This is a genomic window from Pseudomonas sp. NBRC 111140 (genome assembly GCF_001320885.1).
In the GTDB taxonomy this organism is placed as follows: Bacteria; Pseudomonadota; Gammaproteobacteria; order Pseudomonadales; family Pseudomonadaceae; genus Aquipseudomonas; species Aquipseudomonas putida_P.
Map to the genome: position 1 here is coordinate 1 of NZ_BCBQ01000065.1, position 25364 is coordinate 25364.

The following is a 25364-nucleotide window of genomic DNA, read 5'->3' on the forward strand; positions in this document are numbered from 1 at the left end:
CGCAATGACTCCCCACGCTAATGCCTCGGCAACCGACACTATCCTGGCCGAAGTCCGCAACCAGATCGGTCACCTGACCCTGAACCGCCCTGCCGGCCTCAATGCCCTGACCCTGGACATGGTACGCAGCCTGCGCCAGCACCTGGACCAGTGGGCCGAAGACCCGCATGTGCATGCCGTGGTGCTACGCGGCGAAGGCCCCAAGGGGTTCTGTGCCGGTGGCGATATCCGCTCGCTGCACGACAGCTTCAAAGCCGGCGACACGCTGCATGAAACCTTCTTCGTCGAGGAATACGCCCTCGACCTGGTCATCCACCGCTACCGCAAGCCGATACTGGTATTGATGGACGGTTTCACCCTCGGTGGCGGCATGGGCCTGGCCCAGGGCTGCGACCTGCGCGTGGTGACCGAACGTAGCCGCCTGGGCATGCCCGAAGTCGGTATCGGCTACTTCCCTGATGTCGGCGGCAGCTATTTCCTGTCGCGCATCCCCGGCGAGCTGGGCATCTACCTGGGTGTCAGCGGCGCCCAGGTCCAGGCAGCCGACGCCCTGTACTGCGGCCTGGCCGACTGGTACCTGGCCAGCGACCAGCTCGCCGCCCTCGACCAGGGTCTGGACCAGCTGACGTTTGGCGACACCCCGCTCAAAGACCTGCAAAACCTGCTGGCCAAGCTCGGCACCCAGGTGCTGGGCGATGCACCACTGGAAAAACTGCGCCCGGTCATCGACCACTTCTTCGCCCTGCCCGACCTGCCTGCCATTGTCGAACAACTGCGCGCGGTGAGCATTGGCGACAGCCACGCCTGGGCGGTGGCCACCGCCGACCAGCTGGAAACCCGCTCCCCCCTGGCCATGGCGGTTACCCTGGAGATGCTGCGCCGGGGCCGCCAGTTGGGCCTTGACGACTGCTTTGCCATGGAGCTGCACCTGGACCGCCAGTGGTTCCAGCATGGCGACATCATAGAAGGCGTGCGTGCCCTGATCATCGACAAGGACAAGCAGCCCCGCTGGAACCCGCCGACCCTGGCCGCGCTGCAGCGCCAGCGGGTCGACCAATTCTTCGAAGGCCTGTGAGCCCGGGAGTACACAGATGCAAGACCTGGAACTGAGCGAAGAACAAGTCATGATCCGCGACATGGCCCGGGACTTTGCCCGTGGCGAAATCGCCCCGCATGCCCAAGCCTGGGAAAAGGCCGGCTGGATCGATGATGGCGTGGTGCGCAAAATGGGCGAACTGGGCCTGCTGGGCATGGTGGTGCCAGAGGACTTCGGCGGCAGTTACACCGACTACGTGGCCTACGCCCTGGCCGTGGAAGAGATCGCCGCCGGCTGCGGCGCCACCGGGGCAATGATGAGCATCCACAACTCGGTAGGCTGCGGCCCGCTGCTGGCCTATGGCACGGCTGAACAGCAACAGCAATGGCTGCCACGGCTGGCCAGCGGCGAGGTGATCGGTTGCTTCTGCCTGACCGAGCCGCAGGCCGGCTCCGAAGCGCACAACCTGCGCACCCGCGCCGAGCTGGTGGATGGCCAGTGGGTGATCAACGGCGCCAAGCAGTTCGTCAGCAACGCCCGCCGTGCCGGTTTGGCCATCGTTTTCGCAGTGACCGACCCGGAGCTGGGCAAGAAAGGCCTGTCGGCGTTTTTGGTGCCCACCGACAACCCTGGGTTCAAGGTTGACCGCAGCGAGCACAAGATGGGTATCCGCGCTTCCGACACCTGCGCGGTCACCTTCGACAACTGCCGCATCCCTGCCGCCAACCTGCTGGGTGAGCGTGGAAAGGGGCTGGCCATTGCCCTGTCCAACCTCGAAGGCGGCCGTATCGGCATTGCCGCCCAGGCCTTGGGCATTGCCCGCGCTGCATTCGAGGCCGCGCTGGTCTACTCACGTGACCGCGTGCAGTTCGGCAAGCCGATCAACGAACACCAGAGCATCGCCAACCTGCTGGCCGACATGCAGGTGCAGGTGAACGCCGCACGTTTGCTGATCCTGCATGCCGCGCGCCTGCGCAGCGCCGGCAAGCCGTGCCTTTCGGAAGCGTCACAGGCCAAGCTGTTCGCTTCGGAAATGGCCGAGCGGGTGTGTTCGATGGCGATCCAGGTACATGGTGGCTATGGCTACCTGGAAGATTACCCGGTGGAGCGCTATTACCGGGATGCGCGGATTACCCAGATCTATGAAGGGTCGAGCGAGATCCAGCGCATGCTGATTGCGCGCGAGCTGAAGCACTATCCCCTGTAATACGGCGGCCTGTAGGAGCGGCCTTGTGTCGCGATTGGGCCGCAACGCGGCCCCACAATCTGCGTCACACGCCGAAATTGCTGGGGCCGCTTTGCGGCCCAATCGCGACGCAAGGCCGCTCCTACAAGAAAGCAGATCAGTATTTCAGCGCCAATACCTCGAATCATCCACCACCCTGGCATGCCCCTCGAACAACGCCGGCAGTTGCTCCTTGAGGTAGTCGATCCAGGTCCGCACCTTGGCATCCAGGTAATGCCGTGACGGGTACATCGCATACAGCGCACTTTCCCGCAGCCGGTACGGCGCCAGCAGCCGGCACAAACGCCCCTGCTCGATCGCCTGGCTGGCCGTATAGAACGGCAGCAGGCCAATCCCCATGCCCAACTCACTGGCCACCAGCATGGCGTCGGCCACGTTGGTGGAGAAGTTGTCGCTCGGTGTGATCACGCACTGGTCCACACCCTGGGGGAATACCCAGTCGCCTTCATACATCGGGTAAGCCATGCGTAGGCAGCGGTGCGCATGCAGGTCCTCGGGGCGCTCGGGCACGCCATGCCGGCTCAGGTAGCTGGGTGCCGCACAAGGGATACTGAAGATGTTGCCCAGCGGCACGGCTATCAACTGCGAATCCGGCAGCGCACCGTCCACGGTGATCACCACGTCATGCCCTTCGGCCAGCGGGTCTGGGTTGCGCTGGGACAGGGTCAATTCGATTACCACTTCCGGGCACAGTGCGTTGTAGCCGGCCACCAGCGGCATCAACAACAGGCCCAGGCCGTGCGGGCAATGCAGGCGCAGATGGCCACGCGGCGTGAGGTGCGCACCTCGGGCCTCGCCCACCGCTTCCTCGGTCAGCAGCATGATCTGCCGCGCACGCTCCAGAAACCGTTCGCCCGCCTCGCTCATGCGCAGGCGCCGGGTGGTGCGGTGCAACAGGCGGGTCTGCAGCTGGTTCTCAAGCTCCGCGACGATGCGCGAAACCTGTGCTGCGGAAATATCCAGGGCATTGGCGGCTGCAGCGAAGCTGCCACATTCCACCACACGAGCGAAGGTACGCATGGCATGCAGCATGTCCATGAGGGTGTGCTCCTTGTTCAGTCTTATTCTTGCGTTACAGGCAGGAATCTATCACGAGTTAGCCCATTTATTGTGGATGACCAATGAATACATCATTAGTCATACATTGAAAAAGGAGCCTGCCATGAAACGTTCGATCGCTGTGTTTGCCGTTGCCGCTGCCCTGGCTTCGTTCGGTGCCTTCGCTGATACGGCCAGCAACCAGCCCGTGAGCAACACCTATGAATACGGCATGCCGCTGGACGTGGCCAAGGTCATCTCCATCACCCCGGCCAGCAACGCCGCCGACTGCCAGGTGGGCACCGCACACATGGTGTACGTCGACCACCAGGGCCAGAAGCGCGAAGTCGACTACCGGGAAATGGGCAACTGCTCGCAGCAGTGAATCAGGCCAGTAGCTGGGTGATCCAACCCACCTGCTGATTGAAGTCGTCGATTTTCGCCTGTGGCACCGCGTCACGGGCCCGCTGGAAATTGGCCAGGGTCTGCTGCTTCTGCCGCAGCATCCGCTGCCACTTGACCCGAAACGCTTCGCTTTTTTCCTGCATCAGTACCGGGCCGAAGTACAGCTGTTCTGCGCTATACACCACCCTGCCCGGCTCGGCGACGATGATTTCGTAGTCGAAGCGGTTTTCCCGCAGCAGCTCTTCGCAGACGATCTGGTAACCATTGCCCGCCAACCACTGGCGCAGCTCGCGCTCACCGCCATTGGGCTGCAGTACCAGACGCGTGACGCCGCCCAGACACTGCTTGCCGGCCTCGAGAATCTCGCACATGGTGTCGCCGCCCATGCCGCAGATGCTCACCACCGAGATGCGGTCTTGCGGCTCGATCGCTGCCAGGCCATTGGCCAGGCGCACGGTTACCCGCTCCTGCAGGCCGTTTCTGCGCACATTGCGCTGGGCCGAAGCGAACGGCGTCTCGGCCACTTCACCCGCCACGGCGGCCTCGAGCACGCCACGCAGCATCAAGGCTACTGGCAGGTAGCCGTGGTCCGAGCCGATGTCGGCCAGGCGCGCGCCCTGCGGCACATGAGCGGCCACGCGCTCCAGGCGCCTGGACAAAGTCTGTTCGTTCAACGTAAACCCCTGGTTTTGCAATCGGCCGCGATTCTGACGGTGAACGCCGCGTATTTCAAACACCGGGGCACCCTCGACCGGGCTGGTGCGCTCGCGTAGGCTTGCCGTTTTCCTTCCGTAGCAAGGCAAAACACACCATGGCACATGCAGACATCATCTACACCCCGGACCCGGACGCCGAATCGATTTCGTCCGATGTCGCCGAGTACAACGGCGTGCTGGTCACCACGCAGATCCCGACCCACGCCGATGGCAGCCTGGAGCTGGGCGGCATCGTCGAGCAGAGCGAATGCACCCTGCAGGCGCTGAAAGTGGCGCTGGAGAAAGCCGGCAGCGGCATGGACCGCGTGCTGCACCTGACCATCTACCTCACCGACATGGCCGACCGCGCCGCGTTCAACGAGGTGTACCAGCGCTTCTTCAGCAAGCCCTGGCCGGTGCGTGCCGCCGTGGGTGTGGCCTCGCTGGCATTCGAAGGCATGCGCGTCGAAGTGACCGCAATGGCCGCCAAGCGCTGATCGGCGCTTGTGGGAGCGGTCCTCGCTCCCACCTTACCCTGCACCTCCCGGCACCCCGATGATGCCGCCAACCCGTTTCACCGCTACAATGCCCGCCTAAACCGTGACAGCCCGAAAATATAACGACATGTCTCTTCCAAAGAATCACCTGGAACTGCTCAGCCCTGCCCGTGACGTGGCCATCGCCCGTGAAGCGATCCTGCACGGCGCTGACGCCATCTATATCGGCGGCCCAAGCTTCGGCGCGCGCCATAACGCCTGCAACGACGTCAGCGATATTGCCGAACTGGTCGAGTTCGCCCGTCGCTACCATGCACGCGTGTTCACCACGATCAACACCATCCTCCACGACAACGAGCTGGAACCGGCGCGCAAGCTGATCCATCAGCTGTACGACGCCGGCGTCGACGCGCTGATCGTGCAGGACCTGGGGGTGATGGAGCTGGACATTCCGCCCATCGAGCTGCACGCCAGTACCCAGACCGACATCCGTACCCTGGAACGGGCCAAGTTCCTCGACCAGGCCGGTTTCTCGCAGCTGGTACTGGCCCGTGAGCTGAACCTGCAGCAGATCCGCGCCATCGCCGCTGAAACCGATGCTGCCATCGAGTTCTTCATCCACGGCGCGCTGTGTGTAGCGTTTTCCGGCCAATGCAACATTTCCCACGCGCAGACCGGCCGCAGTGCCAACCGTGGCGACTGCTCGCAAGCCTGCCGCCTGCCCTACACCCTTAAAGATGACCAGGGCCGCGTGGTGGCGTTCGAGAAGCACCTGCTGTCGATGAAGGACAACAACCAGACCGCCAACCTGGCCGACCTGGTGGATGCCGGCGTGCGTTCGTTCAAGATCGAGGGCCGCTACAAGGACATGGGCTATGTGAAGAACATCACCGCCCACTACCGCAAAGAGCTCGACGCCATTCTTGAAGGCCGCCCGGAATACGCCCGTGCGTCCAGCGGCCGGACCCAGCACTTCTTCCTGCCCGACCCTGACAAAACGTTCCACCGTGGCAGCACCGACTACTTCGTCACCGACCGCAAGGTCGATATCGGCGCCTTCGACTCGCCAACCTTCACCGGCCTGCCGGTGGGTGTGGTGGAAAAGGTCGGCAAGCGTGACATGCAAGTGGTCACCGACGTACCGCTGACCAACGGCGACGGCCTCAATGTGCTGGTCAAACGCGAAGTGGTGGGCTTTCGCGCCAACATCGCCGAACCACGTGGCGAGTTCGAGGAAGACGGCAGCAAGCGCTACCGCTACCGCGTCGAACCCAACGAAATGCCCGAAGGCCTGTACAAGCTGCGGCCCAACCACCCGCTGTCGCGCAACCTCGACCACAACTGGCAGCAAGCCCTGCAACGCACCTCCTCCGAGCGCCGGGTCGGTGTGGAATGGCACGCAGTACTGCGCGAACAGCGCCTGATGCTTACCCTTGGCAGTGAAGAAGGTGTGAGCGTGCAGGTAGCCCTGGACGGCCCGTTCGGCGCAGCCAACAAGCCGCAGCAGGCGCTGGAACAACTGCACGACCTGCTCGGCCAACTGGGTACCACGATGTACCATGCCGACAGCATCCAGCTGGATGCCCCGCAGGCGTACTTCATCCCCAACTCACAGCTCAAGGCTCTGCGCCGCGAAGCCATCGAGGCACTGACCGAAGCACGCGTGCAGGCGCACCCGCGCGGCGGGCGCAAGGCCGAGACCACGCCGCCGCCGGTATACCCCGAGTCGCACCTGTCGTTCCTGGCCAACGTGTACAACCAGAAGGCGCGCGATTTCTACCACCGCCACGGCGTGCAACTGATCGACGCGGCCTACGAGGCCCATGAAGAACACGGCGAAGTACCGGTGATGATCACCAAGCACTGCCTGCGCTTCTCCTTCAATTTGTGCCCCAAGCAGGCCAAAGGCGTAACCGGTGTGCGCACCAAGGTGGCACCGATGCAGCTGATTCAGGGTGACGAAGTGCTGACCCTGAAGTTCGACTGCAAGCCGTGCGAGATGCATGTGATCGGCAAGATGAAAAACCACATCATCGACCTGCCGACCCCAGGTAGCGCGGTGGCGCAGGTGGTGGGGCATATCAGCCCGGAAGACCTGTTGAAGACGATTCCGCGCGGGGCGCATTGATCGTTAGCCGGTAACGGCCCTTTCGCCGCACAAAGCTGCTCCTGCACCCTGTGGGAGTAGCCCTGTGCGGCGGGGCGGCCAGCCAAGACACAAAAAAGTCTCATATGAGACCTTAAAGCTTGATCCATGCCCCATTTTCTGCACAATAATTGCCCTGCGACCCCACGCGAGGCATGCCGATGACCCCCACTCCCCACGATGAACGCCTGCTCAAGGCCCTGGCCCACGCCATCGTGGTCCACCCGCGCGCCACGCTCAAGGAACTGGCCGAGACCGCCGGCGTCAGCAAAGCTACCCTGCACCGCTTCTGCGGCACCCGCGACAACCTGGTGGCCATGCTCGAAAACCACGGCGAGCAAGTGCTCAACCAGGTGATTGCAAATGCCGCCTTGCACACCGCGGCCCCCTTGGAAGCGGTGCGTCACCTGATTGCCGAACACCTCAAGCACCGCGAAATGCTGGTGTTTCTGATGTTTCAGTACCGCCCCGATACATTGCTCGGCGACAGTGAAGACCGCCGCTGGTTGACCTATACCCGGGCGATGGATGCGTTTTTCCTGCGTGCGCAACAGATGGGCGTGTTGCGCATCGACATCAGCGCAGCGGTGTTTACCGAAGTGTTCATCACCCAGATCTACGCCATGGTCGACGCCGAGCGGCGCGGGCGCGCAGCCAGTGCCAATTCGGCGCAGGCCTTGGAGCAATTGTTCCTGCAGGGGGCACTGGCCAGGGGTTGAGGCCATTGGCCTACGCGCAAAAAAAAGGCCCCTGGGCACAAGTCCCAAGGGCCAAAGCGGTTGGATCATCCAACCAAAGGAGCCTTTTTCAGCCGCGTGCCGGCCAGCCGCCGCCCAAGGCGCGGAACAGGTCCACCAGCGCAAGCTGCCGTTGTGTACTCGCCTCGATGTACGCCGCTTCATTCACAAAATCGCTACGCTGCGCATCCAGGTAACGCAGGTGGCTGTCGATCCCACCCTCATAGCGCGCCTTGGCCAGGGTCAAGGTGGCGCGGCTGGTAGCGGCCAGGGCCCGCCGCGCGACTTCCTCACGGCGCAGGGTATCGGTGGCCGCCAGGGCATCCGCTACTTCGCGGAACGCCTGCTGGATCGCCCCTTCATAAGCTGCCACCGCCGAATCCTTGCGCGCCTCGGCCAGGCTCAGCCCAGCCTGATTGCGCCCAGCATCGAATATGGGCAGCGACACCTGGGGCATGAAGCTCCAGCTACGCGAACCGCCCTCGAACAAACCAGACACCTGCGTACTCGACGTACCCAAGCTGCCGGTCAGGCTGATACGCGGGAAGAACGCCGCCCGCGCCGCGCCGATATCGGCATTGCGCGCCCGCAAGCGATGCTCGGCAGCAAGGATGTCCGGGCGCCGTTCAAGCAGCGCCGACGGGGCACCGGGGGTAATGTCCTGCAGCACGCTGGGTTCTGCCTGGCGTTCGACCGGTAGAGCCTGGGTCGCCTCACTATTGCCTACCAGCAACACCAAGGCGTTGTAGGCCTGCTGGCGCAGGCGCAGGTTGCTTTCTTGCTCGGCGCGCGCTTGCTCGACCAGGCCGAGCGCTTCCTGGTGGTCCAGCGCCGTGGCGGTCCCGGCGGCGCGGCGTTGGTCGATCAGCGCCAGCGAGCGCTCGCGGCTGGCCAGGGTCTGCCGGATCAACGCCAGGCGCCGCTCGCTACCGTCCAGGGTCAGGTAGGCCTGGCTCACCTCGGCGATCAAGGCGATGCGCGCCGCACGGCCAGCCTCCTCCGTGGCCAAGTATTGCTCTAGCGCTGCATCGCTCAGGCTTTTCACCCGACCGAACAGGTCGACCTCGTACTCAGGCAACGAAAGGCCAACCTGATAGGTGCTGGCGGCGCCCTCGCGGCCATCACTGGACAGCCCGGCAGGCTGGTGCTGTCGATTACCGGAAGCACCAGCGCTCAGCCCCGGCACACGGTCCGCGCGCTGGATGCGGAACTGCGCCCGTGCCTGGTCGATGTCCAGCAGCGTCTGGCGCAGCGAGCGGTTGTCGTCCAGCGCCGTGTTCACCAACTGGCGCAACGTCGGGTCGACGATAAAGGCTTGCCAGCCCAGCTTGTCCACCTGCTGCCCTGTGTGGTTGGTGGCGTCGCTCCATTGGTTCGCCACCGGCGCCTCGGGGCGCTGGTAGGTCGGTGCCAGGGAGCAGCCGCTGGCCAGCAAAGCCATGGCAATCGGCACGAACAGATTACGCATGGCCATCACTCCAGCACCTCGGCAGGTTGGGCCTGCGGCGCTGGCTTGCGCTTGAGCAGCGACAGCACCCAGACAAAACAGATCGGCACGAACAGCACGCCCAGCAACGTGGCGCTGAGCATGCCGCCGATCACCCCGGTACCAATCGCCCGCTGGCTGGCAGCACCGGCACCGCTGGCGATCGCCAGGGGTACCACGCCGAGGATGAACGCCATCGAAGTCATCACGATCGGCCGAAAGCGCAGGCGCGCGGCTTCGATCGCAGCGTCACGCAGGCTATAGCCTTTCTCCCACAGCTCCTTGGCGAACTCGACGATGAGGATGGCGTTCTTCGCCGCCAAGCCGATGATGGTGATCAGGCCAACCTTGAAGTACACATCGTTGGGCATGCCGGTGACCATCACCGCCAGCACCGCGCCCAACGCACCGATCGGCACGATGAGCATCACCGTCAGCGGGATCGCCCAGCTTTCGTACAACGCCACCAGCAGCAGGAACACCACCAGGATGGCCAGGGCGAACAGGCTGCTGGCCTGGCCGCTGGAGACCTTCTCCTGGTAAGAAAGCCCCGTCCAGGCGTAGCCGATCCCCGGCGGCAGTTCACTGACCAGGCGCTCCATTTCGGCCATCGCCTGGCCGGTGCTGTAGCCCGGCGCGGCATCACCGGAAATGCGGATCGACGGGTAGCCGTTGTAACGCACGATCTGTACCGGCCCTTCTTCCCAACGGGTGGTGACGAAGCTGCTGAACGGCACCTGCTGGCCATCGACGTTCGGCGCGTACAGGCGCAGCACGCTTTCCGGGGTCATGCGCTCGCCCTGCTCTGCCTGCACCACCACCCGTTGTTGCCGGCCAGCGTTGGTGAAGTCGTTGATCACTGCCGAGCCAAAGGCGGTGGCCAGGGTGCTGTTGATGGTTTCGAAGGGCACGCCAAGGGCACGGGCCTTTTCCCGATCGATGTCGACCCGCAACTGCGGCGCTTCTGCCAACCCTTCCATCATCGCGTAAAGGATGACTGGGTTGCCGTTGGCCTCGCCCAGGATCTTGTCGCGTGCCGCCAGCAAGGCCTCACGGCCCAGGCCGCCACGGTCGAGCAGGCGCAGGGCGAAGCCACCGGCGTTGCCCAGGCCATCGATCGGCGGCGGGTTGACCGCCATGATCGTGCCATCGCCATGGCTGGCAAATTGCGCATTGATCGCCTGGGTTTCGGCATCCACCGATTGCTCGGCGCTACGTACCGACCAGTCTTTGTAGGTAGGGAATGCCAACGCGGCGTTCTCGCCCATGCCCGAGAAGCTGAAGCCGCTGACCAGGAATGCCGAGGCCAGCGCCTCGCGGGACATCAGGAACTGCTCCAGGGCCTGCCCGGTGGCGTCGGTACGCACGCGGCTGGCGCCCGGCGGCAGCTGCACGTCAACGATCGCATAGCCCTGGTCTTCCACCGGTACGAAGGATTCCGGCAGGCGCAGGTAGAAATAGCCGAGCATCGCCAGAATACCGGCATACAGCAGCATGTAGCGGCCGGCACGGCGCACCAGGGCGTTGTTCATCACCGAGTAGCGCTCGGTCAGCCGCGCAAAGCCACGGTTGAAAGCGCCGAAGAAGCCGCGCTTTTCATGGTGCCCAGGGGCCACCGGCTTGAGCATCGTGGCGCACAGGGCCGGGGTAAAGGTAAGCGCGAGGAAGCCCGAGAACAGGATCGACACCGCCAGCGACAGCGAAAACTGCTGGTAGATCACCCCCACCGAACCCGACATGAACGCCAGTGGCATGAACACGGCCGACAGTACCAGGGTGATGCCGATGATCGCGCCGGACACCTGGCCCATTGCCTTGATGGTGGCGTCGACAGGCGACAGCCCTTCCTCGGCCATGATCCGCTCGACGTTTTCCACCACCACGATGGCGTCGTCGACCAGGATGCCGATCGCCAGCACCATGCCGAACATGGTCATCATGTTCACCGAGAAGCCCAGCAGCTTCATCACCATCAACGTGCCCAGCAGGCACACCGGTACCACGATCGACGGGATCAGCGTGTAGCGGATGTTCTGCAGGAACAGGAACATCACCAGGAATACCAGCACCATGGCTTCGAGCAGGGTGTGAATGACCTTTTCGATGGCCACGTCGACAAAACGCGAGGTGTCATAGGGCACCGAGTACTCGACGCCCTCGGGGAAGAACGCGCTCAGCTCGGCCAGGCGCTCCTTGACCAGATCGGCAGTTTTCAGCGCATTGGCGCCCGGCGCCAGCTGCACCGCACCGGCCACCGCAGGTTTGCCATTCAGGCGCGAAGAAAAGTTGTAGCTTTCCATGCCCACTTCCAGGCGGGCGACATCGGCCAGGCGCACCAGCGAACCGTCCGGGTTGGCGCGCAGTACCACTCGGCCGAACGCCTGAGGGTCGTCCAGGGTGCCTTGCACCGCCAGGGTGGCAGTCAGCTCCTGCTGGCTGCTGCCCGGCGCGCTGCCGAAGCTGCCGGCCGGCACCTGCACGTTCTGACCACGGATGGCATTGCTCACGTCATCGATCGACAGCCCATAGCCCACCAGTTTCTGTGGGTCGACCCACACGCGCATGGCGGCTTCCGACGAGAAGAACTGCAACTTGCCCACGCCCGGGACCCGGCGCAGCTCATTGTTGATGTTGCGCGCGGCGTAGTCGCCCAGCGCCGTGGTATCGGCCTGGCCTGCGCCCTCCTTGTAGCTGAGGGCGTAGATCAGCAGGAAGCCGGCACTGGTCTGCTCGACCTGGATGCCTTGGGTGATCACCGCCTGCGGCATGCGTGCTTCGGCCTTTTTCAGGCGGTTCTGCACATCGACCTGGGCCAGTTCCGGGTCGGTACCCGGCTCGAAGGTGACCACCACTTCGGCCATGCCGTTGGAGTTGTTGGTCGACTCGAAATACAGCAGGTTCTTGGCGCCGTTGAGCGACTCTTCGATGATGCTGGTAACCGAGTCCACCAGCACCTTGGCCGAAGCCCCTGGGTAGGTAGCGGTGATGGTGATTTGTGGTGGCGCTACGTTAGGGTACTGGGCCACCGGCAGCGTAGGTATGACCAGCAACCCCGCCAGGGAAATGAACAGCGCCACGACCCAGGCGAAGTTCGGCCGTTTGATGAAGAACTTGGACATCTCGTTACCCTCGCCTCAGCGTGCTGCGGCTTGTTGCGCCGGGGCAGTCACCACCGGCATGCCCGCAGCCAGCCCGGCAGGGCTGCCGACGATCACCTGGTCACCTGGGCGCAAGCCCTCGGTGACTTGCCAGCGGGCACCGTGCATGGCACCGGTGCGCACACTGCGCGCCTCGGCAACCCCACCGATGCCCACCAGCATGACCCGCGCCTCGCCGTCGCTGCCGCGCTGGATGGCGCGCTGCGGCACAAGGATGGCCTGGTTGTCGGTGCCTTGCGGGGTGCGCACGCGCACATACATGCCCGGCAGCAGGATGCCGTCGGCGTTGTCGAAGCGGCCGCGCAAGGTGACCTGGCCGGTGCCGCGGTCGACCGCGACGTCGGTGAACATCAGCGCACCCTGGCGCTCGTAGTCGGTGCCTTCCACCTGGGCGGTCAGGGCCTGCTGATCACCGGCTGCCAGCGCACCCTCCTTCAGCGCCTGGCGCAGGCGCAGCGCGTCGGCGGCGGACTGGGTAAAGTCGACGTAAATCGGATCGAGTTGCTGGATGCGCGCCATCAGCGTGGCGTCGCCCTGCCCCACCAGCGCACCTTCGGTGACCAGGGCACGGCCGATACGGCCAGAGATCGGCGCCTTGACCGTGGCGTAGCCCAGGTTCAGGCGCGCGGTCTCGACATCGGCCTGGGCCGAACGCACAGCGGCCTGGCCGCTGCGCAGGTCGGCGCTGGCGGTGTCGAAGTCCTGCTGGCTGACTGCCTCGATCTTCACCAGCGGTTCGTAGCGGCGTACCCGCGCCTGGGCTTCGAACATGACCGACTGGGCCCTGGCCAGGTCGGCCTCGGCGCGTGCCAGCGCGGCCTTGAAGGGTGCCGGGTCTATCTGGAACAGCACATCGCCGGCTTTTACGTCGGCGCCTTCTTCGAAGCGCTTGTGCAGGACGATGCCGGCCACTCGGGCGCGAACCTCGGCCACCCGCATGGGTTCGACCCGGCCCGGCAGCGTTGCCGCCAAGGTCAGGGGTTCGCTGGCGACCGTGACGGTCTGGACCGGAAAGGCACTGTGGGCCGCAGACGGCGGCGCTTCAGCTTCGCCGCAGCCGGCCAGCGCGACTGCCGCCGCCAGGCAGCTGGCCATTCCTATTGCACGCAAGTTGCTCATGATTCACCCGAGCTTCAAATGGAAAAACGGCCCGAATGATATGAGCGAAGACAAAATGAGTCAATTTTGTCTCATTTGATACTTTGTTAAGAATTGTGAAACTCGGCGTGACATCTTCGCCGCCTGGCAGATCGAGCGCCGCGCGGGCGGCGCTCGATCTGCCAGGCCCTGGAGATGCCACGTCAAACCTGCAAGGGGAGTCAACGAATCTGATGCTTGTGCAGCAATCGATAAAAAGTCGGCCGCGAGATACCCAGCACCTTCGCCGCCACACTCAGGTTGTCACTGTGCCGGTTGAGCACATCGCACAGCGCCTGGCGCTCGGCGCGTTGCTTGTACTCCTCCAGCGTGCCCAGCGGCTGTTGTTCCTGGTCGAGCAGCTGCAGGCCCAAGTCCTGCGCCTCGATCTGCCGCCCTTCAGCCAGCACCAGCCCCCGGCGCACACGGTTGGCCAGCTCGCGCACATTGCCCGGCCAGTCATGCCGGCCCATCGCGGCCAGGGCATGGTCGCTGAACGAACGCGGCCGACGCCCGGTTTCCAGGCTGTAGAAATGGGCAAAGTGGCTTGCCAGCATGGACAGGTCACCATGCCGGTCGCGCAACGGCGCGGTCACCACCTGCAGCACGTTCAGGCGGTAATACAAGTCTTCGCGAAAACGCCCTTGCTCGATGGCCCGCTCCAGGTCCACATGGGTGGCCGCCAACACTCGCACATCCACTGGGATCGGCTGGCTGCCGCCCACCCGCTCGATGTGCTTCTCCTGCAGAAAACGCAGCAGGTTGGCCTGCAACTCCAGCGGCAGGTCACCGATTTCATCGAGAAACAGCGTGCCACCATGGGCCGCTTCGATGCGCCCGGCCTTGCGCTGATGCGCCCCGGTGAATGCGCCCTTTTCATGGCCGAACAGTTCGGACTGGATCAGATGCTCGGGGATCGCCCCACAGTTGATGGCGATGAAAGGCTGCTCGCTGCGTTGCGACTGACGGTGCAGGGTGCGTGCCACCAGTTCCTTGCCGGTGCCGCTCTCACCACGGATCAGCACGGGCGATTCGGTGGGCGCCAGTTTGCCCAGCAACTTGCGCAGCTCACGGATCGGCCGGCTTTCGCCGAGCAACTCGTGGGTCGCCTCATCGACCTTGACCGCCCCCTTGCCGCGCAAACGGGCCATGCCGAAGGCGCGGCCCAGGGTCACCTGCACGCGGGAGACGTCGAACGGCAAGGTGTGGAAGTCGAAAAACCACTCACAAACAAAATCACCGAACGCCGGCATGCGCAGCTGTTCGGCGCTGAGCACGGCAATCCATTCGGTGTTGCTGCGCTTGATCATGTCCTTGACCGCATCCGGATGCCTCAGGTGCGTGGCCTGCAAGCGCAGCAGGCCTACATCGCAGGGATGGTCCAGCGCGGCCCCGAGCATACAGCTGTCCACATCCCAGCCTGCGTTGCGCAGGCCAGGCAATAAGCGGTGGCAGTCGTCGCAGGGGTCGACGATTAGCAAACGGCGTTGAGCGGCAGGCTGCTGCATGACCGATCCTTGGCGCCAGTTTTTGGTTTTTTGAAGTAAAACAGCAAGTTGTGGCGCCCGTTTAACAGTAGCAACGAAGTTGACAGTGCCCACTACCGTTTGTCTGCGGACGCATTTTTTTACAAAGTGCCCCGGGAATTTTCGCACTTTATCGACATCACATGGCGGCGCAGGCAACAACGAATATGCCTCTGACAAAAAAATTTACAACCAATGTGTGACTTGCCCCCGGACAACGAGCATCAGTACACATAACCCCGCGCTGCACTTCGCGATCATTGAGGCGACTTTGAAGCAACGCGGACTTCACTTCGATGTTTGGGACCATAGAGAGACCGAACCATGAATGCCCCGCTCCGTGTCAACGAAGCACTGCTGATTGCCGACCACGCCTTCGAACCTTTCCAGTGCGTAGCCTGGGATGCACCCAACGGTACTGGTGAGCTGAGCCTGGCAGTGATCGACCGGACCAGCACCCGCATCGGCGCCAAGCAAGTGTCCTCGCGTATCTACTCCGACCCGGCCCAATGGGCCAGCCTGATTGAAGAAGTGCGCGCCGAATTATGTGAAAAGGGTTACGACCTGCAACCGTGGTCGATGCCGAAGTAATATCGCCCGGTAAACCAAGTGCGTGCAGCGCCACGCACTTGTTCGGATGCAAAGTTGCTGTTCTGGCAACTTTTCCTGTTGCGACATAGTGTCGCGCCAGTACGGTTCAATCCACGACCTTGAAGTGTTGCAAGTGCTGATAATCGGCCTGCAACTGTTCTGCCAGGTGCTGCGCGCGGCCAACACGCACCGGCGCCAATTCCATATCCACCAGCAACGTTGCACAGGGCATGGGTTGAACAGTGTCCCAGCGCTGCAGACGACCGTCGGTAAACACCAGGCAGCGCACGGCTTCATCTGGATAGGCGCGCTGTCGTGCCTGTAGCCAGTGTCGGGCCTGCTCCAATGCACAAATCAGCGGCGTGCCGCCACCCGCACCCAACGCCTGCAGCCAGGGTTGCAAAGCCGACGAGGCCTTCAGGCCGTGGCGCTGCCACTGCGGTGTACGCCCGCTGGCGGTCAGCAACGCCAACCGGGCGCGCTGGCGGTAAGCCTGATCGAACAGCGCTGCCAGCAACCCTTTGGTCTGCGCCAGCGCCTGATGGCGACGGGTCGAGGCCGACGCGTCGACGATGACTAGCCACAGTTCTGCGGGCCGAGCCTGGCGCTGTTGCCAACACAGGTCCTGGCGCAGCCGTGGCCGCCCTTTGAGCAATGTCGGTAGCCAGGCCACCCGGCCGGCCGCCGCATTGCGACCGCGGCCACGGCTGGCCTCGCCCTGCTTGCCTGCACCAGGCCTTGCATCCGCCCCTTTGGCAGGTAGCTGGGGGATGCTCAGGGCTTTTTTGCCCAGTTCGGTACCTCGCGGCGTGCGCCGCTGGCCACCGGCTGCGCCGGCAATGCCCCCCAGTCGCCCTGCGCACCCTGTTCACCAGGGTTGCCGCCACCCGGTTGGCCGGGCTGCTGGTCAGGCGGCTGCGGCGCCGACGGCGTTTTGGCCTGGGGCATGACACGGCGGCGATGACGCAAGGCGAACTCGGCCACCGCTTCGACATCCACCTCTTCAATAGCCGCAGCACCGCGCCAGGCACAATGGGCGCGCGCCGCACGCAGCCAGACCAGGTCGGCGCGCAGGCCGTCGACGCCAGCGGCGTAGCAGCGCTCGGTAATCCAGGCCAGCGCCTGATCATCCAGGGCAATCTGGGCCAAGGCCTGGCGCGCCGCCTGGCAGCGCTCACGCAGTTGCGCCTGGGCCGTTGCCCATTGGTCACAGAACGCCTTGGGGTCACTGTCGAACGCCAGGCGTCGGCGAATGATCTGCTGCCGGGCCTCGGGCTCGGGCAAGCCTTCCAGCGCCACGTTCAGGCCAAAACGGTCGAGCAGTTGCGGGCGCAGCTCGCCCTCTTCCGGGTTCATGGTGCCGATCAGCACGAAACGGGCATTGTGCCGGTGCGAGATGCCGTCGCGCTCGATGCGGTTGGTGCCACTGGCAGCCACATCGAGCAACAGGTCAACCAACGTGTCCGGCAGCAGGTTGACCTCATCGACATACAGCACGCCACCGTCGGCTTGGGCCAGCACCCCAGGGGAAAACTGCGCCTTGCCCTGCCCCAGCGCGGCATCCAGGTCAAGGGTGCCGACCAGCCGCTCTTCACTGGCGCCCAATGGCAAGGTCACGAACGGGCCTTCGCCAAGCAGGTCAGCCAGGCCACGGGCCAGGGTGCTCTTGGCCATGCCACGCGGCCCTTCGATCAGCACGCCGCCGATCTTCGGGTCGATGGCGGTCAGGCACAGCGCCAGCTTCAGGTCGTCGGCACCGACCACCGCCGCCAGCGGAAATTGTACGGGTTCACTCATTTCAAGCCTGTTCCTCGCCGTCGAGCAGTTGTTCTTCGAGGGCTTCGCGGTAATTGCCCGGCGCCTGCCACAAACCGCGCTGCTGGGCCTCCAGCAGGCGCTCGGTGAGGTCGCGCAAGGCCTCGGGGTTGTGCTCGCGCATGAAATCGCGGGTGGCCGGGTCGAGCACGTAGGCATCGGCCAGCCCCTGATAATGATGGTCGTCGATCAGGTGCGTGGTGGCGTCGAAGGCGAACACGTTGTCGACTGTCGCCGCCATCTCGAAGGCGCCCTTGTAGCCGTGACGCTTGACCCCGTCGATCCACTTCGGGTTGAGCGCACGGGCACGGATTACCCGGTTCAGCTCCTCCTTGAGGGTACGGATACGCGGTCGATCGGCCTGGCTGTGGTCGCCGTGGTAGCTGGCCACCGCCGCCCCGGACAGCGTTTCCGACGCTGCCAGCATACCGCCCTGGAACTGGTAGTAATCATTGGAGTCGAGCAGGTCATGCTCGTGGTTGTCCTGGTTTTGCAGCACCGCCTGCACCTTGGCCAGACGCTGGGCGAACTGGGCGCGGGCCGGGGTGCCATCGTCGCTGCCACCGTAGGCATAGCCGCCATGGTTGAGGTAGACCTCAGCCAGGTCGTCACGGCTGTGCCACAGCCGCCCATCAATGGCGTTCTGCACCCCGGCACCGTAAGCGCCGGGTTTGGCACCGAACACCCGCCAACCGGCCTGGCGAGCAGCTTGATCGGCGTCCACGCCTTGCGCCTGCAGCACTGCCCGCTCGCTGCGTACACGGGCAGCCAGGGGGTTGAGGTCGTCGGGCTCGTCCAGCGCGGCCACGGCCTGCACGGCGGCATCGAACAGACGGATCAGGTTACCGAACGCATCGCGGAAGAAGCCGGAAACGCGCAAGGTCACGTCTACACGCGGGCGGTCGAGCAAGCTCAGCGGCAGGATTTCGAAATCGTCCACGCGCTGGCTGCCAGTGGCCCACACCGGCCGCACGCCCATCAGCGCCATGGCCTGAGCAATGTCGTCGCCGCCAGTGCGCATGGTCGCCGTACCCCATACCGACAGGCCGAGCTGGCGCAGGTGATCGCCGTGGTCCTGCAGGTGGCGTTCGAGGATCAGGCTGGCCGAGGCGAAACCCAGGCGCCAGGCCGTGGTGGTGGGCAGGTTGCGCACGTCCACGGTATAGAAGTTGCGGCCGGTGGGCAGCACGTCGAGGCGCCCGCGGCTGGGTGCGCCGCTGGGGCCGGCGGGCACGAAGCGCCCCGCCAATGCCGCCAGCAGGCCATTCATTTCGGCAGTGCCGCAGGCGTCCAGGCTGGGTGCCACCGCGTCACGCAGGGCCTGAAGTACGTCGTGCACCGGCTGCCATTCACTTAGGGCGGGTAACGCTGCAGTGCCTTCCAGCGCCTGCCCGATCACCTGGTGTGCCAACAGTTCGAGGCGCTCGCGGGTATCGCCACACGTGCGCCAAGGGTCATTGCCGATGGCTTGCAGCTGTTCAGGGCGTGTACCCTGCCACGGCTGCCCAAGGTCACAGTCGAGCGGATCGAAGCCCGGCACCAGTGCTTTGGCCAGCGCCCGCAGGAGGCTGGCATTGCCACCGCGACCGTCGCCACGCTCAACCCGCAACAGCGCCAGCAATGTATCCAGGCGCAGGCGCCCTTCAGGCGACTGCCCGAACACGTGCAGCCCATCGCGAATCTGCGATTCCTTGAGGTCACACAGGTAGGTGTCCAGGCGTGGCAGCCATACGGCGGCATCGTCCAATTGCCCTTCCAGTTGCAACTCGCGGTCGATGTGGTTGGCTTTTACCAGTTCGAGAATATCGCGCTGCAACTCGCGAGCACGCCGTGGGTCGAGCAGCTGCGCTTCGTAGAACTCATCAGCCAACTGTTCCAGGTGGCGCAGCGGCCCATAGGTTTCGGCACGCGTCAGCGGCGGCATCAGGTGATCGATGATCACCGCCTGGGTGCGGCGCTTGGCCTGAGCACCCTCGCCCGGGTCGTTGACGATGAACGGGTAGATGTTCGGCAGCGGGCCGAGCAGCGCATCCGGCCAGCACTGTGCCGACAACCCCACGCCCTTGCCGGGCAGCCACTCAAGGTTGCCGTGCTTGCCGACATGGATCACCGCGTCGGCGGCAAAGGCGTGACGCAGCCAGAAGTGAAACGCCAGGTAGCCGTGCGGCGGCACCAGGTCGGGGTCGTGGTACACCGCGCTCGGGTCCACCTGATACCCCCGCGCCGGCTGGATACCGACGAAAGTCAGGCCAAAGCGCAAGCCGGCGACCATCAGCCGGCCGCTGCGGTACATCGGGTCTTGCTCGGGCGGCCCCCAGCGTTCCAGCACGGCCTGGCGGTTGGCCTCGGGCAGGCGCTCGAATGCAGCCTGGTAGTCGGCCAGGCTCAGGCTCTGGGCGCAGGGGCGTTGGTCCAGGTGGTCGAGGTCGTTGGTCACGCCACCGAGCAGTTGGTGAATCAGTTGCGTGCCGCTGCTCGGCAAATCGGCCAGCGGATAGCCTTCGGCCTGTAGCGCCTTGAGGATGTTCAGCGCCGCTGCCGGGGTGTCCAGGCCGACGCCGTTACCAATGCGGCCATCACGGGTCGGGTAATTGGCCAGCACCAGGGCAATACGCTTTTGGGCATTAGGCAGGCGCGCCAGCTCAACCCAGCGGCGGGCCAGCTCGGCGACGAAGTCCATGCGCTCGGGGTGCGCGCGGTAGCACACCACGTCGGACTGGCTGCGCTCGCTGCGCCAGGCCATGTCCTTGAAACTGACCGGACGGGTGATGATGCGCCCGTCCAGCTCCGGCAAGGCGATGTGCATGGCCAGGTCACGCGCGCCCAGGCCCTGCTCGCTGGCTTCCCAGCCAGGCTGGTTGTCTTGCGCGCAAATGGCCTGCAACACCGGGATATCACGGCGCAACGGCCGCAGGTTGGGGCGCTCTGGGCTGGACAGGGCAAAGCCGGTGGTATTGACCAGCACTTCAGCGCCGACCTCGTCCAGCCAGGCTTCGACCTGCTCCAGGCAGGCGCTTTCCTTGAGGCTGGCCACGGCGATCGGCAACGGGTTCAGCCCGGCTGCTTGCAGGCGCTGGCAGAACACGTCGATGAAGGCGGTGTTGGCCGCCTGCAGGTGCGAGCGGTAGAACAACAGCGGCGTCACCGGGTAATCCGGGTGCCAGTGCGGGTACCAGTCTTCTAGCGCAACGCTCCCCTTGGCCGGGTGATACACGGCGGTGCGTGGCAAAGGCTGTGGCTCGTCCCAGGCGTAGTCACGGCCCAGCCACTGGCTGGCCAGGCAATTGAACAGGTTGATGGCATTGGCCTTGCCGCCCTGGCGCAGGTAGTGCCAGAGGCGTTCGGCCTGTTCGCCACAAACGTTACCCAAGCTGGTCAGTTCCGGGTCCGGGCGATCATCGCCCGGCACCAGAATCAGTTGCACGCCACGGGCGGCCAATTCGACCAGTTGCTCGACGCCGTAGCGCCAGTAGCCAACGCCACCGTGCAGCGACACCAGAATGACCTTGGCGTGGCGCAGCACCTGGTCGACGTACAAGTCGACCGAGGCATGGTTCTGCACCTGCATCGGGTTGGCCAGGCGCAGGCTGGGGAAGTCTTCAGGCAATTGCTCGGCGGTATCGGCGAGCAATGCCAGGTGCGAATCGCCGCTGCAGAGAATCACCAGCTCGGCGGGTGTCTGGCCGAGGTCGGCAATGCTGTCATCCGGCACGAAGCCGCCGGGCTGGGTCCGCAGCAGGTGCATGGGTCAGGCGCCCAGGGCCTGGCGCAGGCGCGCTTCCAGTTGAACAGCGTCAAGGTCCTGACCAATCAGCACCAGGCGGGTGATGCGCGGCTCGTCGTTGCGCCAGGCGCGATCGAAGTGCTTGTCGAAGCGGGTACCCACGCCTTGCACCAGCAGGCGCATCGGCTTGCCCGGGATGGCGGCGAAGCCCTTGGCACGCAGGATGCCGAACTCCACCACCAGTTGCGTCAGTGCGTCGAGCAGCAGGCTTTCGTCGGCCTCGGGCAGGTCGATGGAAATGGAATCGAAGGCGTCGTGGTCATGATCGTCATGGTCGTCGCCGTCGTGGTGCGTGTCGTGGTGGGTGCGGCGGCCATCGATGTGCGCCTCGGACTCGGCACCCACGCCCAACAGCACTTCCAGTGGCAGCTTGCCGCTGCTGGCCTCGATCACCTTGACGGCCGGCGGCAGTTCTTCAGCCACTTCGGCGCGCACCTTGGCCAGGCCGTCGGCGTCGATCAGGTCGGCCTTGTTCAGTACCACCAGGTCGGCGCTGGCCAGCTGGTCGGCGAACAGCTCGTGCAGTGGCGATTCATGGTCCAGGTTAGGGTCGAGTTTGCGCTGGGCATCGACCTGGTCCGGGTAGGCGGCGAAGGTGCCAGCGGCCACGGCCGGGCTGTCGACCACGGTGATGACCGCATCGACGGTGCAGGCGTTGCGGATTTCCGGCCACTGGAACGCTTGTACCAAAGGCTTGGGCAGGGCCAGGCCGCTGGTTTCGATCAGGATGTGGTCGAGGTCGCCACGGCGTGCCACCAGCTCGCGCATCACCGGAAAGAATTCTTCCTGCACGGTGCAGCACAGGCAACCATTGGCCAGTTCGTAGACGCGGCCGCTGGCTTCTTCCTCGGTGCAACCGATGCTGCACTGTTTGAGGATTTCGCCGTCGATGCCCAGCTCGCCGAATTCGTTGACGATGACCGCGATGCGGCGGCCTTGGGCGTTGTCGAGCATGTGGCGCAGCAAGGTGGTCTTGCCCGAGCCGAGGAAGCCGGTGACGATGGTGACGGGGAGCTTGGCCAGTGTTTTCATGTCGCATTGCCCTTGGCAGTGTGGCGCGGGCATGCAGGACGACAGCCACGGGCCAGAGGTTGGCCGGGCTTGTTCGCCACCGGATCACCCCGCCCGGTTGAAAGTCGAAAACGTGACGAGGCAGGTCTCCTGGCTCGCACCGTTCCAGGCCCCCGTTCGGTTGAACAGCGGGCTGGCGGGATGACGCCTTCCCGCGCGCTGGCGCAGTGGCAGTGTCGATCCGTTGTCGGTGCTTACAGTTGCGGGGGCAGCCGCGGCATGTACCGCGTTCCCATCTTAGCTTCGGCCTGGCCGAAGAACCTCGAACTGGCAAGGCTACGCAGTGGCTGGCGGGTGGTCAACCATTGCGGCGGGCTGGTCGACCACTCTTGGTTCTACTGCGTTACAGTAGCGACTCTGCCCACGGTCAAGGACGTCCCATGCCCCTCGCCCCCGCCATACCCGTACTGCGCATCTTCTCGGTCGACAAGGCCAAGGAGTTCTACCTCGATTTCCTCGGTTTCAGCCTGGACTGGGAGCATCGTTTCAGCCCGGACCTGCCGTTGTACGTACAGATTCACCGCGACGGCCTGATCCTGCACCTTTCCGAGCACCATGGCGATGCATGCCCCGGTTCTACCGTGTTCGCCCGCATCGACGACCTGCGCGCGCTGGAGCGCGAGCTGCAGGACAAACAGTACGGTTACGCCCGGCCAGAGGCCGAGCGCCTGGACTGGGGCCTGCAGATGCAGGTGTGGGACCCGTTCGGCAACCGCCTGCGCTTTTGCCAGCAGATCGATGACGAGGCCAACCCGTGAAGGCACTGGGCAAACGCGAAATGGCCCGCCTGGAGCGGGAGCTGGTGGCGTGCCTGACCGATGCCTGCGAAACCGCCAAGGCGCAGATCGTCGGTTTCAGCTGGCTCACTCACCGCCTCGACCCCGAGGACTTTCCGGGCAGCCTTCGTATTACCTGGGTATTTGAGCAAGAGGCCGACAAAGCCGCTGCCGTCGCGGGCGAAGCGAAGGCGCACATGCTGGCGTTGACCCGCCATGCACTGGAGCAAGCCGGCATACAGCTGGACCATCCGGCCTGGCATGTGCGGTTCGACAGTGAACAAGCCTGCGCGCACGGCCACGCCGGGGACTGGGCTAAACGCTTGCAGGCGCAACGCTGAGGCCCCAACCGGCGGCCGGTGCTTTACCCGGCCCCGGACGGTCCGTTAGGCTACGCGCTCTCCAATTACGAGGTGTTCGTCCAATGCGCCATTGATGCCGCCGTCCGTTCGACGGCCAGTCTTCAGCCTCCGGCTCGCTCCGGAGATGTCGCGGCATTTGTGGAGTTGTGCATGACGAACACGTCGATTCTGACGCTGGACAGCGTCTCCTTGGCCTTGCCTGATGGCAGGCTGCTGTTCAGCAACCTCAACGAAACCTTCGACCAACGCCGCACCGGCCTGGTCGGGCGCAATGGCGTGGGCAAAAGCCTGCTAGGGCAGATTCTTGCCGGCCAGCGTGAACCGAGCAGCGGCCATTGCCGGCGCCTCGGGCCTGTCCATTTGCTGGACCAGCAAGTCATCGAGCGCAGCGCCACGCTTGCCGACCTGGCCCAAGTGGGGCCGGTGATTGCGGCGCTGGAGCGTATCGAGCAAGGCAGCATCCAGCCCCACGATTTCGACACCGTTGGCGAGCGCTGGGATATCCGCGAGCAATTGCAACGCCAGCTTCAGGGCCACGGCCTGGGCCAACTCGACTGGCGCCAGCCCGCACGGAGCCTGAGCGGCGGCCAGGCCATGCGCGTGGCGCTGATTGGCGCGTGGCTCAGCGATGCCGACTACCTGATCCTCGACGAGCCAAGCAATCACCTGGACAGCGACGCCCGTGCCCAACTGCTGAGCATGATCGAAGCCTGGGACCGTGGCTTGCTGGTGATCAGCCACGACCGCAGCCTGCTGGCGCACATGGCACGCATTGTTGAATTATCCAGCCTGGGTTTGCAGGGCTATGGTGGCAACTACAGCATCTATGCAGCGCAAAAAGCCAACCAGACGGCGCAGGCCCAGCAGCACCTTGCCCGGCTGAAGCAGGCGCAGCTACGCCAGGCCCGTGAACTGCAGCGCCAGCGCGAAGACCTGGAGCGCCATCAGGCGCGGGCCGGGCGCCAGGCCAAGCACGCCAACCAGGCCAAGATCCTGGTCGACCGCCAGCAGGAGCGCAGCCAGGCCACTGCTGGCAAGCAGCGCCGCGACCATCGCGATGCCCAGCAAGCGTTGGTGGGTAAAGTGCGTGACGCCGCCCGTGAGGTCGAGCATGACAGCGCTATTACCTTGCACGCGCCTACACCTCAGCGTCATCCAGGCCGAGAAGTGTTGGCCTTGCAGGCACTTCGCTTGCCGCGTGGCACCCGCAAACCGCTTGACCTGCGTGTGTGCCTGGGCCAGCGCGTGGGGCTGATCGGCGCCAATGGCAGTGGCAAGTCCACCCTGCTCAGGCTGCTGAACGGGGAGTTGCCGGCACCGCCCGACAATGTGCGCCTCAGTGGCGAAACCGCCCTGCTCGACCAGCACTGCAACACGCTAGCGGGCCACGGCAGCGTGCTCGAACACCTGCGCCAAGCCAACCCGATGCTGGCCCAGGGCGAGTTGCGCAGCCGCCTGGCGCAATTGGGCCTGGATGCGGCCCGTGTCGAACTGCCCAGCAGCCTGCTCAGCGGCGGCGAGCGGATGAAGGCGGCGCTGGCCGCCGTGCTATACCGCGAACGGCCGCTCGACCTGTTGCTTCTGGACGAACCCGGCAACCACCTGGACCTGCCATCGCTGACAGCCCTGGAACGCATGCTTGGGCAATTTCGCGGGGCGCTGATGGTGGCGTCCCATGATGCGGTATTGCTGGAAAACCTGGCGCTCGATGAATACCTGCACTTGTAGGCGCAGCCATGTGCTGCGAAAAATGCATCGCACGCTATCAATTCGTGACTGGCCGTTCCCGATCCGCCAAGGATGTATTAAGGTGGCATGGTGCGCATATAACAGCAGCCCGAGCGATCGGGCACTTGCA

Annotated in this window: 20 protein-coding genes and 1 riboswitch; of the genes, 10 read left to right on the forward strand and 10 right to left on the reverse strand. The window is 64.6% G+C overall.

From position 1 onward, the window contains the following. The first annotated feature begins 4 nt into the window (after positions 1–4). Positions 5–1075, forward strand: coding sequence for an enoyl-CoA hydratase/isomerase family protein (locus APH42_RS19465; protein WP_060494044.1), 1071 nt, complete (start codon positions 5–7; stop codon positions 1073–1075). Positions 1076–1091: 16 nt separating this feature from the next. Then, positions 1092–2243, forward strand: a complete 1152-nt coding sequence (locus APH42_RS19470; RefSeq protein WP_012272078.1) for an acyl-CoA dehydrogenase family protein — start codon at positions 1092–1094, stop codon at positions 2241–2243. A 144-nt stretch (positions 2244–2387) separates the two neighbouring features. Here APH42_RS19470 and APH42_RS19475 read toward each other — a convergent pair whose 3' ends face one another. After that, positions 2388–3320, reverse strand: a complete 933-nt coding sequence (locus tag APH42_RS19475) for a LysR family transcriptional regulator (protein ID WP_060494045.1) — start codon at positions 3318–3320, stop codon at positions 2388–2390. 124 nt (positions 3321–3444) lie between these two features. Here APH42_RS19475 and APH42_RS19480 point away from each other — a divergent pair, with 124 nt between their 5' ends. Further along, positions 3445–3705, forward strand: coding sequence for a DUF2790 domain-containing protein (locus APH42_RS19480; protein WP_012272076.1), 261 nt, complete (start codon positions 3445–3447; stop codon positions 3703–3705). A gap of 1 nt (position 3706) precedes the next feature. Here APH42_RS19480 and APH42_RS19485 read toward each other — a convergent pair whose 3' ends face one another. Next, positions 3707–4399 (reverse strand): tRNA (adenine(22)-N(1))-methyltransferase TrmK, encoded by a 693-nt coding sequence (locus tag APH42_RS19485; RefSeq protein WP_041166481.1) that lies wholly within the window; start codon positions 4397–4399, stop codon positions 3707–3709. A gap of 137 nt (positions 4400–4536) precedes the next feature. Between APH42_RS19485 and APH42_RS19490 the strand changes: the two genes are divergently transcribed. The 3 genes from APH42_RS19490 to APH42_RS19500 all read left to right on the forward strand — a co-directional run bounded on the left by APH42_RS19490 (position 4537) and on the right by APH42_RS19500 (position 7782). After that, a complete protein-coding gene (locus APH42_RS19490; protein ID WP_004577524.1) occupies positions 4537–4917 on the forward strand; it encodes a RidA family protein in 381 nt (126 codons plus the stop codon). 127 nt (positions 4918–5044) lie between these two features. After that, positions 5045–7045: a U32 family peptidase gene (locus tag APH42_RS19495; protein WP_060494046.1), complete on the forward strand. Its 2001-nt coding sequence runs from the start codon at positions 5045–5047 to the stop codon at positions 7043–7045. A 179-nt stretch (positions 7046–7224) separates the two neighbouring features. Next, positions 7225–7782, forward strand: a complete 558-nt coding sequence (locus APH42_RS19500; protein ID WP_012272073.1) for a TetR/AcrR family transcriptional regulator — start codon at positions 7225–7227, stop codon at positions 7780–7782. 88 nt (positions 7783–7870) lie between these two features. On the opposite strand, the gene APH42_RS19505 is transcribed toward APH42_RS19500, so the two are convergent. The 4 genes from APH42_RS19505 to APH42_RS19520 form a co-directional block, all read right to left on the reverse strand. Next, the gene (locus APH42_RS19505) at positions 7871–9274 is read right to left on the reverse strand and encodes an efflux transporter outer membrane subunit (protein WP_082421432.1); all 1404 of its coding nucleotides are present in this window, start codon (positions 9272–9274) and stop codon (positions 7871–7873) included. Further along, on the reverse strand, positions 9274–12405 hold the full coding sequence (locus APH42_RS19510) for an efflux RND transporter permease subunit (RefSeq protein ID WP_060494047.1): 3132 nt from the start codon (positions 12403–12405) through the stop codon (positions 9274–9276). The genes APH42_RS19505 and APH42_RS19510 overlap by 1 nt, the downstream gene beginning before the upstream one ends. Positions 12406–12420: 15 nt before the next feature. Then, positions 12421–13563, reverse strand: a complete 1143-nt coding sequence (locus APH42_RS19515; RefSeq protein WP_012272070.1) for a MexC family multidrug efflux RND transporter periplasmic adaptor subunit — start codon at positions 13561–13563, stop codon at positions 12421–12423. A gap of 200 nt (positions 13564–13763) precedes the next feature. Next, positions 13764–15089, reverse strand: coding sequence for a sigma-54 dependent transcriptional regulator (locus APH42_RS19520; protein ID WP_012272069.1), 1326 nt, complete (start codon positions 15087–15089; stop codon positions 13764–13766). A gap of 342 nt (positions 15090–15431) precedes the next feature. On the opposite strand from APH42_RS19520, the gene APH42_RS19525 reads away from it, so the two are divergent. Next, positions 15432–15698 (forward strand): hypothetical protein, encoded by a 267-nt coding sequence (locus APH42_RS19525; protein WP_003247923.1) that lies wholly within the window; start codon positions 15432–15434, stop codon positions 15696–15698. Positions 15699–15804: 106 nt separating this feature from the next. Here the strand turns inward: APH42_RS19525 and APH42_RS19530 are convergent, their stop codons facing one another. The 4 genes from APH42_RS19530 to cobW all read right to left on the reverse strand — a co-directional run bounded on the left by APH42_RS19530 (position 15805) and on the right by cobW (position 22329). Next, complete coding sequence (locus APH42_RS19530; RefSeq protein ID WP_060494048.1) at positions 15805–16371, reverse strand: VWA domain-containing protein; 567 nt, start codon at positions 16369–16371, stop codon at positions 15805–15807. A 101-nt stretch (positions 16372–16472) separates the two neighbouring features. Next, the gene (locus tag APH42_RS19535; RefSeq protein ID WP_012272067.1) at positions 16473–17495 is read right to left on the reverse strand and encodes an ATP-binding protein; all 1023 of its coding nucleotides are present in this window, start codon (positions 17493–17495) and stop codon (positions 16473–16475) included. Position 17496: 1 nt separating this feature from the next. Beyond that, positions 17497–21258: a cobaltochelatase subunit CobN gene (gene cobN / locus APH42_RS19540; RefSeq protein ID WP_060494049.1), complete on the reverse strand. Its 3762-nt coding sequence runs from the start codon at positions 21256–21258 to the stop codon at positions 17497–17499. 3 nt (positions 21259–21261) lie between these two features. Continuing rightward, positions 21262–22329, reverse strand: coding sequence for a cobalamin biosynthesis protein CobW (gene cobW, locus APH42_RS19545; protein ID WP_060494050.1), 1068 nt, complete (start codon positions 22327–22329; stop codon positions 21262–21264). A 101-nt stretch (positions 22330–22430) separates the two neighbouring features. Next, positions 22431–22648, reverse strand: a riboswitch (cobalamin riboswitch). 100 nt (positions 22649–22748) lie between these two features. Between cobW and APH42_RS19550 the strand changes: the two genes are divergently transcribed. From APH42_RS19550 to APH42_RS19560, 3 genes are all read left to right on the forward strand, one after another. Continuing rightward, entirely contained in the window at positions 22749–23126 is a 378-nt protein-coding gene (locus APH42_RS19550; protein ID WP_012272064.1) for a glyoxalase superfamily protein, read from the forward strand. Next, entirely contained in the window at positions 23123–23485 is a 363-nt protein-coding gene (locus tag APH42_RS19555; protein WP_012272063.1) for a hypothetical protein, read from the forward strand. The genes APH42_RS19550 and APH42_RS19555 overlap by 4 nt, the downstream gene beginning before the upstream one ends. A gap of 171 nt (positions 23486–23656) precedes the next feature. Then, positions 23657–25234 carry an ATP-binding cassette domain-containing protein gene (locus APH42_RS19560; protein ID WP_060494051.1) on the forward strand — a complete coding sequence of 526 codons (1578 nt, stop codon included), beginning with the start codon at positions 23657–23659 and terminating at the stop codon, positions 25232–25234. Positions 25235–25364: the final 130 nt, after the last annotated feature.

Bases quoted from the DNA above. Each gene is read 5' to 3' on its own strand.
- APH42_RS19465 (WP_060494044.1), top strand. From the start codon at position 5: ATGACTCCCCACGCTAATGCCTCGGCAACCGACACTATCCTGGCCGAA.
- APH42_RS19470 (WP_012272078.1), top strand. From the start codon at position 1,092: ATGCAAGACCTGGAACTGAGCGAAGAACAAGTCATGATCCGCGACATG.
- APH42_RS19475 (WP_060494045.1), bottom strand. From the start codon at position 3,320: ATGGACATGCTGCATGCCATGCGTACCTTCGCTCGTGTGGTGGAATGT.
- APH42_RS19480 (WP_012272076.1), top strand. From the start codon at position 3,445: ATGAAACGTTCGATCGCTGTGTTTGCCGTTGCCGCTGCCCTGGCTTCG.
- APH42_RS19490 (WP_004577524.1), top strand. From the start codon at position 4,537: ATGGCACATGCAGACATCATCTACACCCCGGACCCGGACGCCGAATCG.
- APH42_RS19495 (WP_060494046.1), top strand. From the start codon at position 5,045: ATGTCTCTTCCAAAGAATCACCTGGAACTGCTCAGCCCTGCCCGTGAC.
- APH42_RS19500 (WP_012272073.1), top strand. From the start codon at position 7,225: ATGACCCCCACTCCCCACGATGAACGCCTGCTCAAGGCCCTGGCCCAC.
- APH42_RS19505 (WP_082421432.1), bottom strand. From the start codon at position 9,274: ATGGCCATGCGTAATCTGTTCGTGCCGATTGCCATGGCTTTGCTGGCC.
- APH42_RS19510 (WP_060494047.1), bottom strand. From the start codon at position 12,405: ATGTCCAAGTTCTTCATCAAACGGCCGAACTTCGCCTGGGTCGTGGCG.
- APH42_RS19515 (WP_012272070.1), bottom strand. From the start codon at position 13,563: ATGAGCAACTTGCGTGCAATAGGAATGGCCAGCTGCCTGGCGGCGGCA.
- APH42_RS19520 (WP_012272069.1), bottom strand. From the start codon at position 15,089: ATGCAGCAGCCTGCCGCTCAACGCCGTTTGCTAATCGTCGACCCCTGC.
- APH42_RS19525 (WP_003247923.1), top strand. From the start codon at position 15,432: ATGAATGCCCCGCTCCGTGTCAACGAAGCACTGCTGATTGCCGACCAC.
- APH42_RS19535 (WP_012272067.1), bottom strand. From the start codon at position 17,495: ATGAGTGAACCCGTACAATTTCCGCTGGCGGCGGTGGTCGGTGCCGAC.
- cobN (WP_060494049.1), bottom strand. From the start codon at position 21,258: ATGCACCTGCTGCGGACCCAGCCCGGCGGCTTCGTGCCGGATGACAGC.
- cobW (WP_060494050.1), bottom strand. From the start codon at position 22,329: ATGAAAACACTGGCCAAGCTCCCCGTCACCATCGTCACCGGCTTCCTC.
- APH42_RS19550 (WP_012272064.1), top strand. From the start codon at position 22,749: ATGCCCCTCGCCCCCGCCATACCCGTACTGCGCATCTTCTCGGTCGAC.
- APH42_RS19560 (WP_060494051.1), top strand. From the start codon at position 23,657: ATGACGAACACGTCGATTCTGACGCTGGACAGCGTCTCCTTGGCCTTG.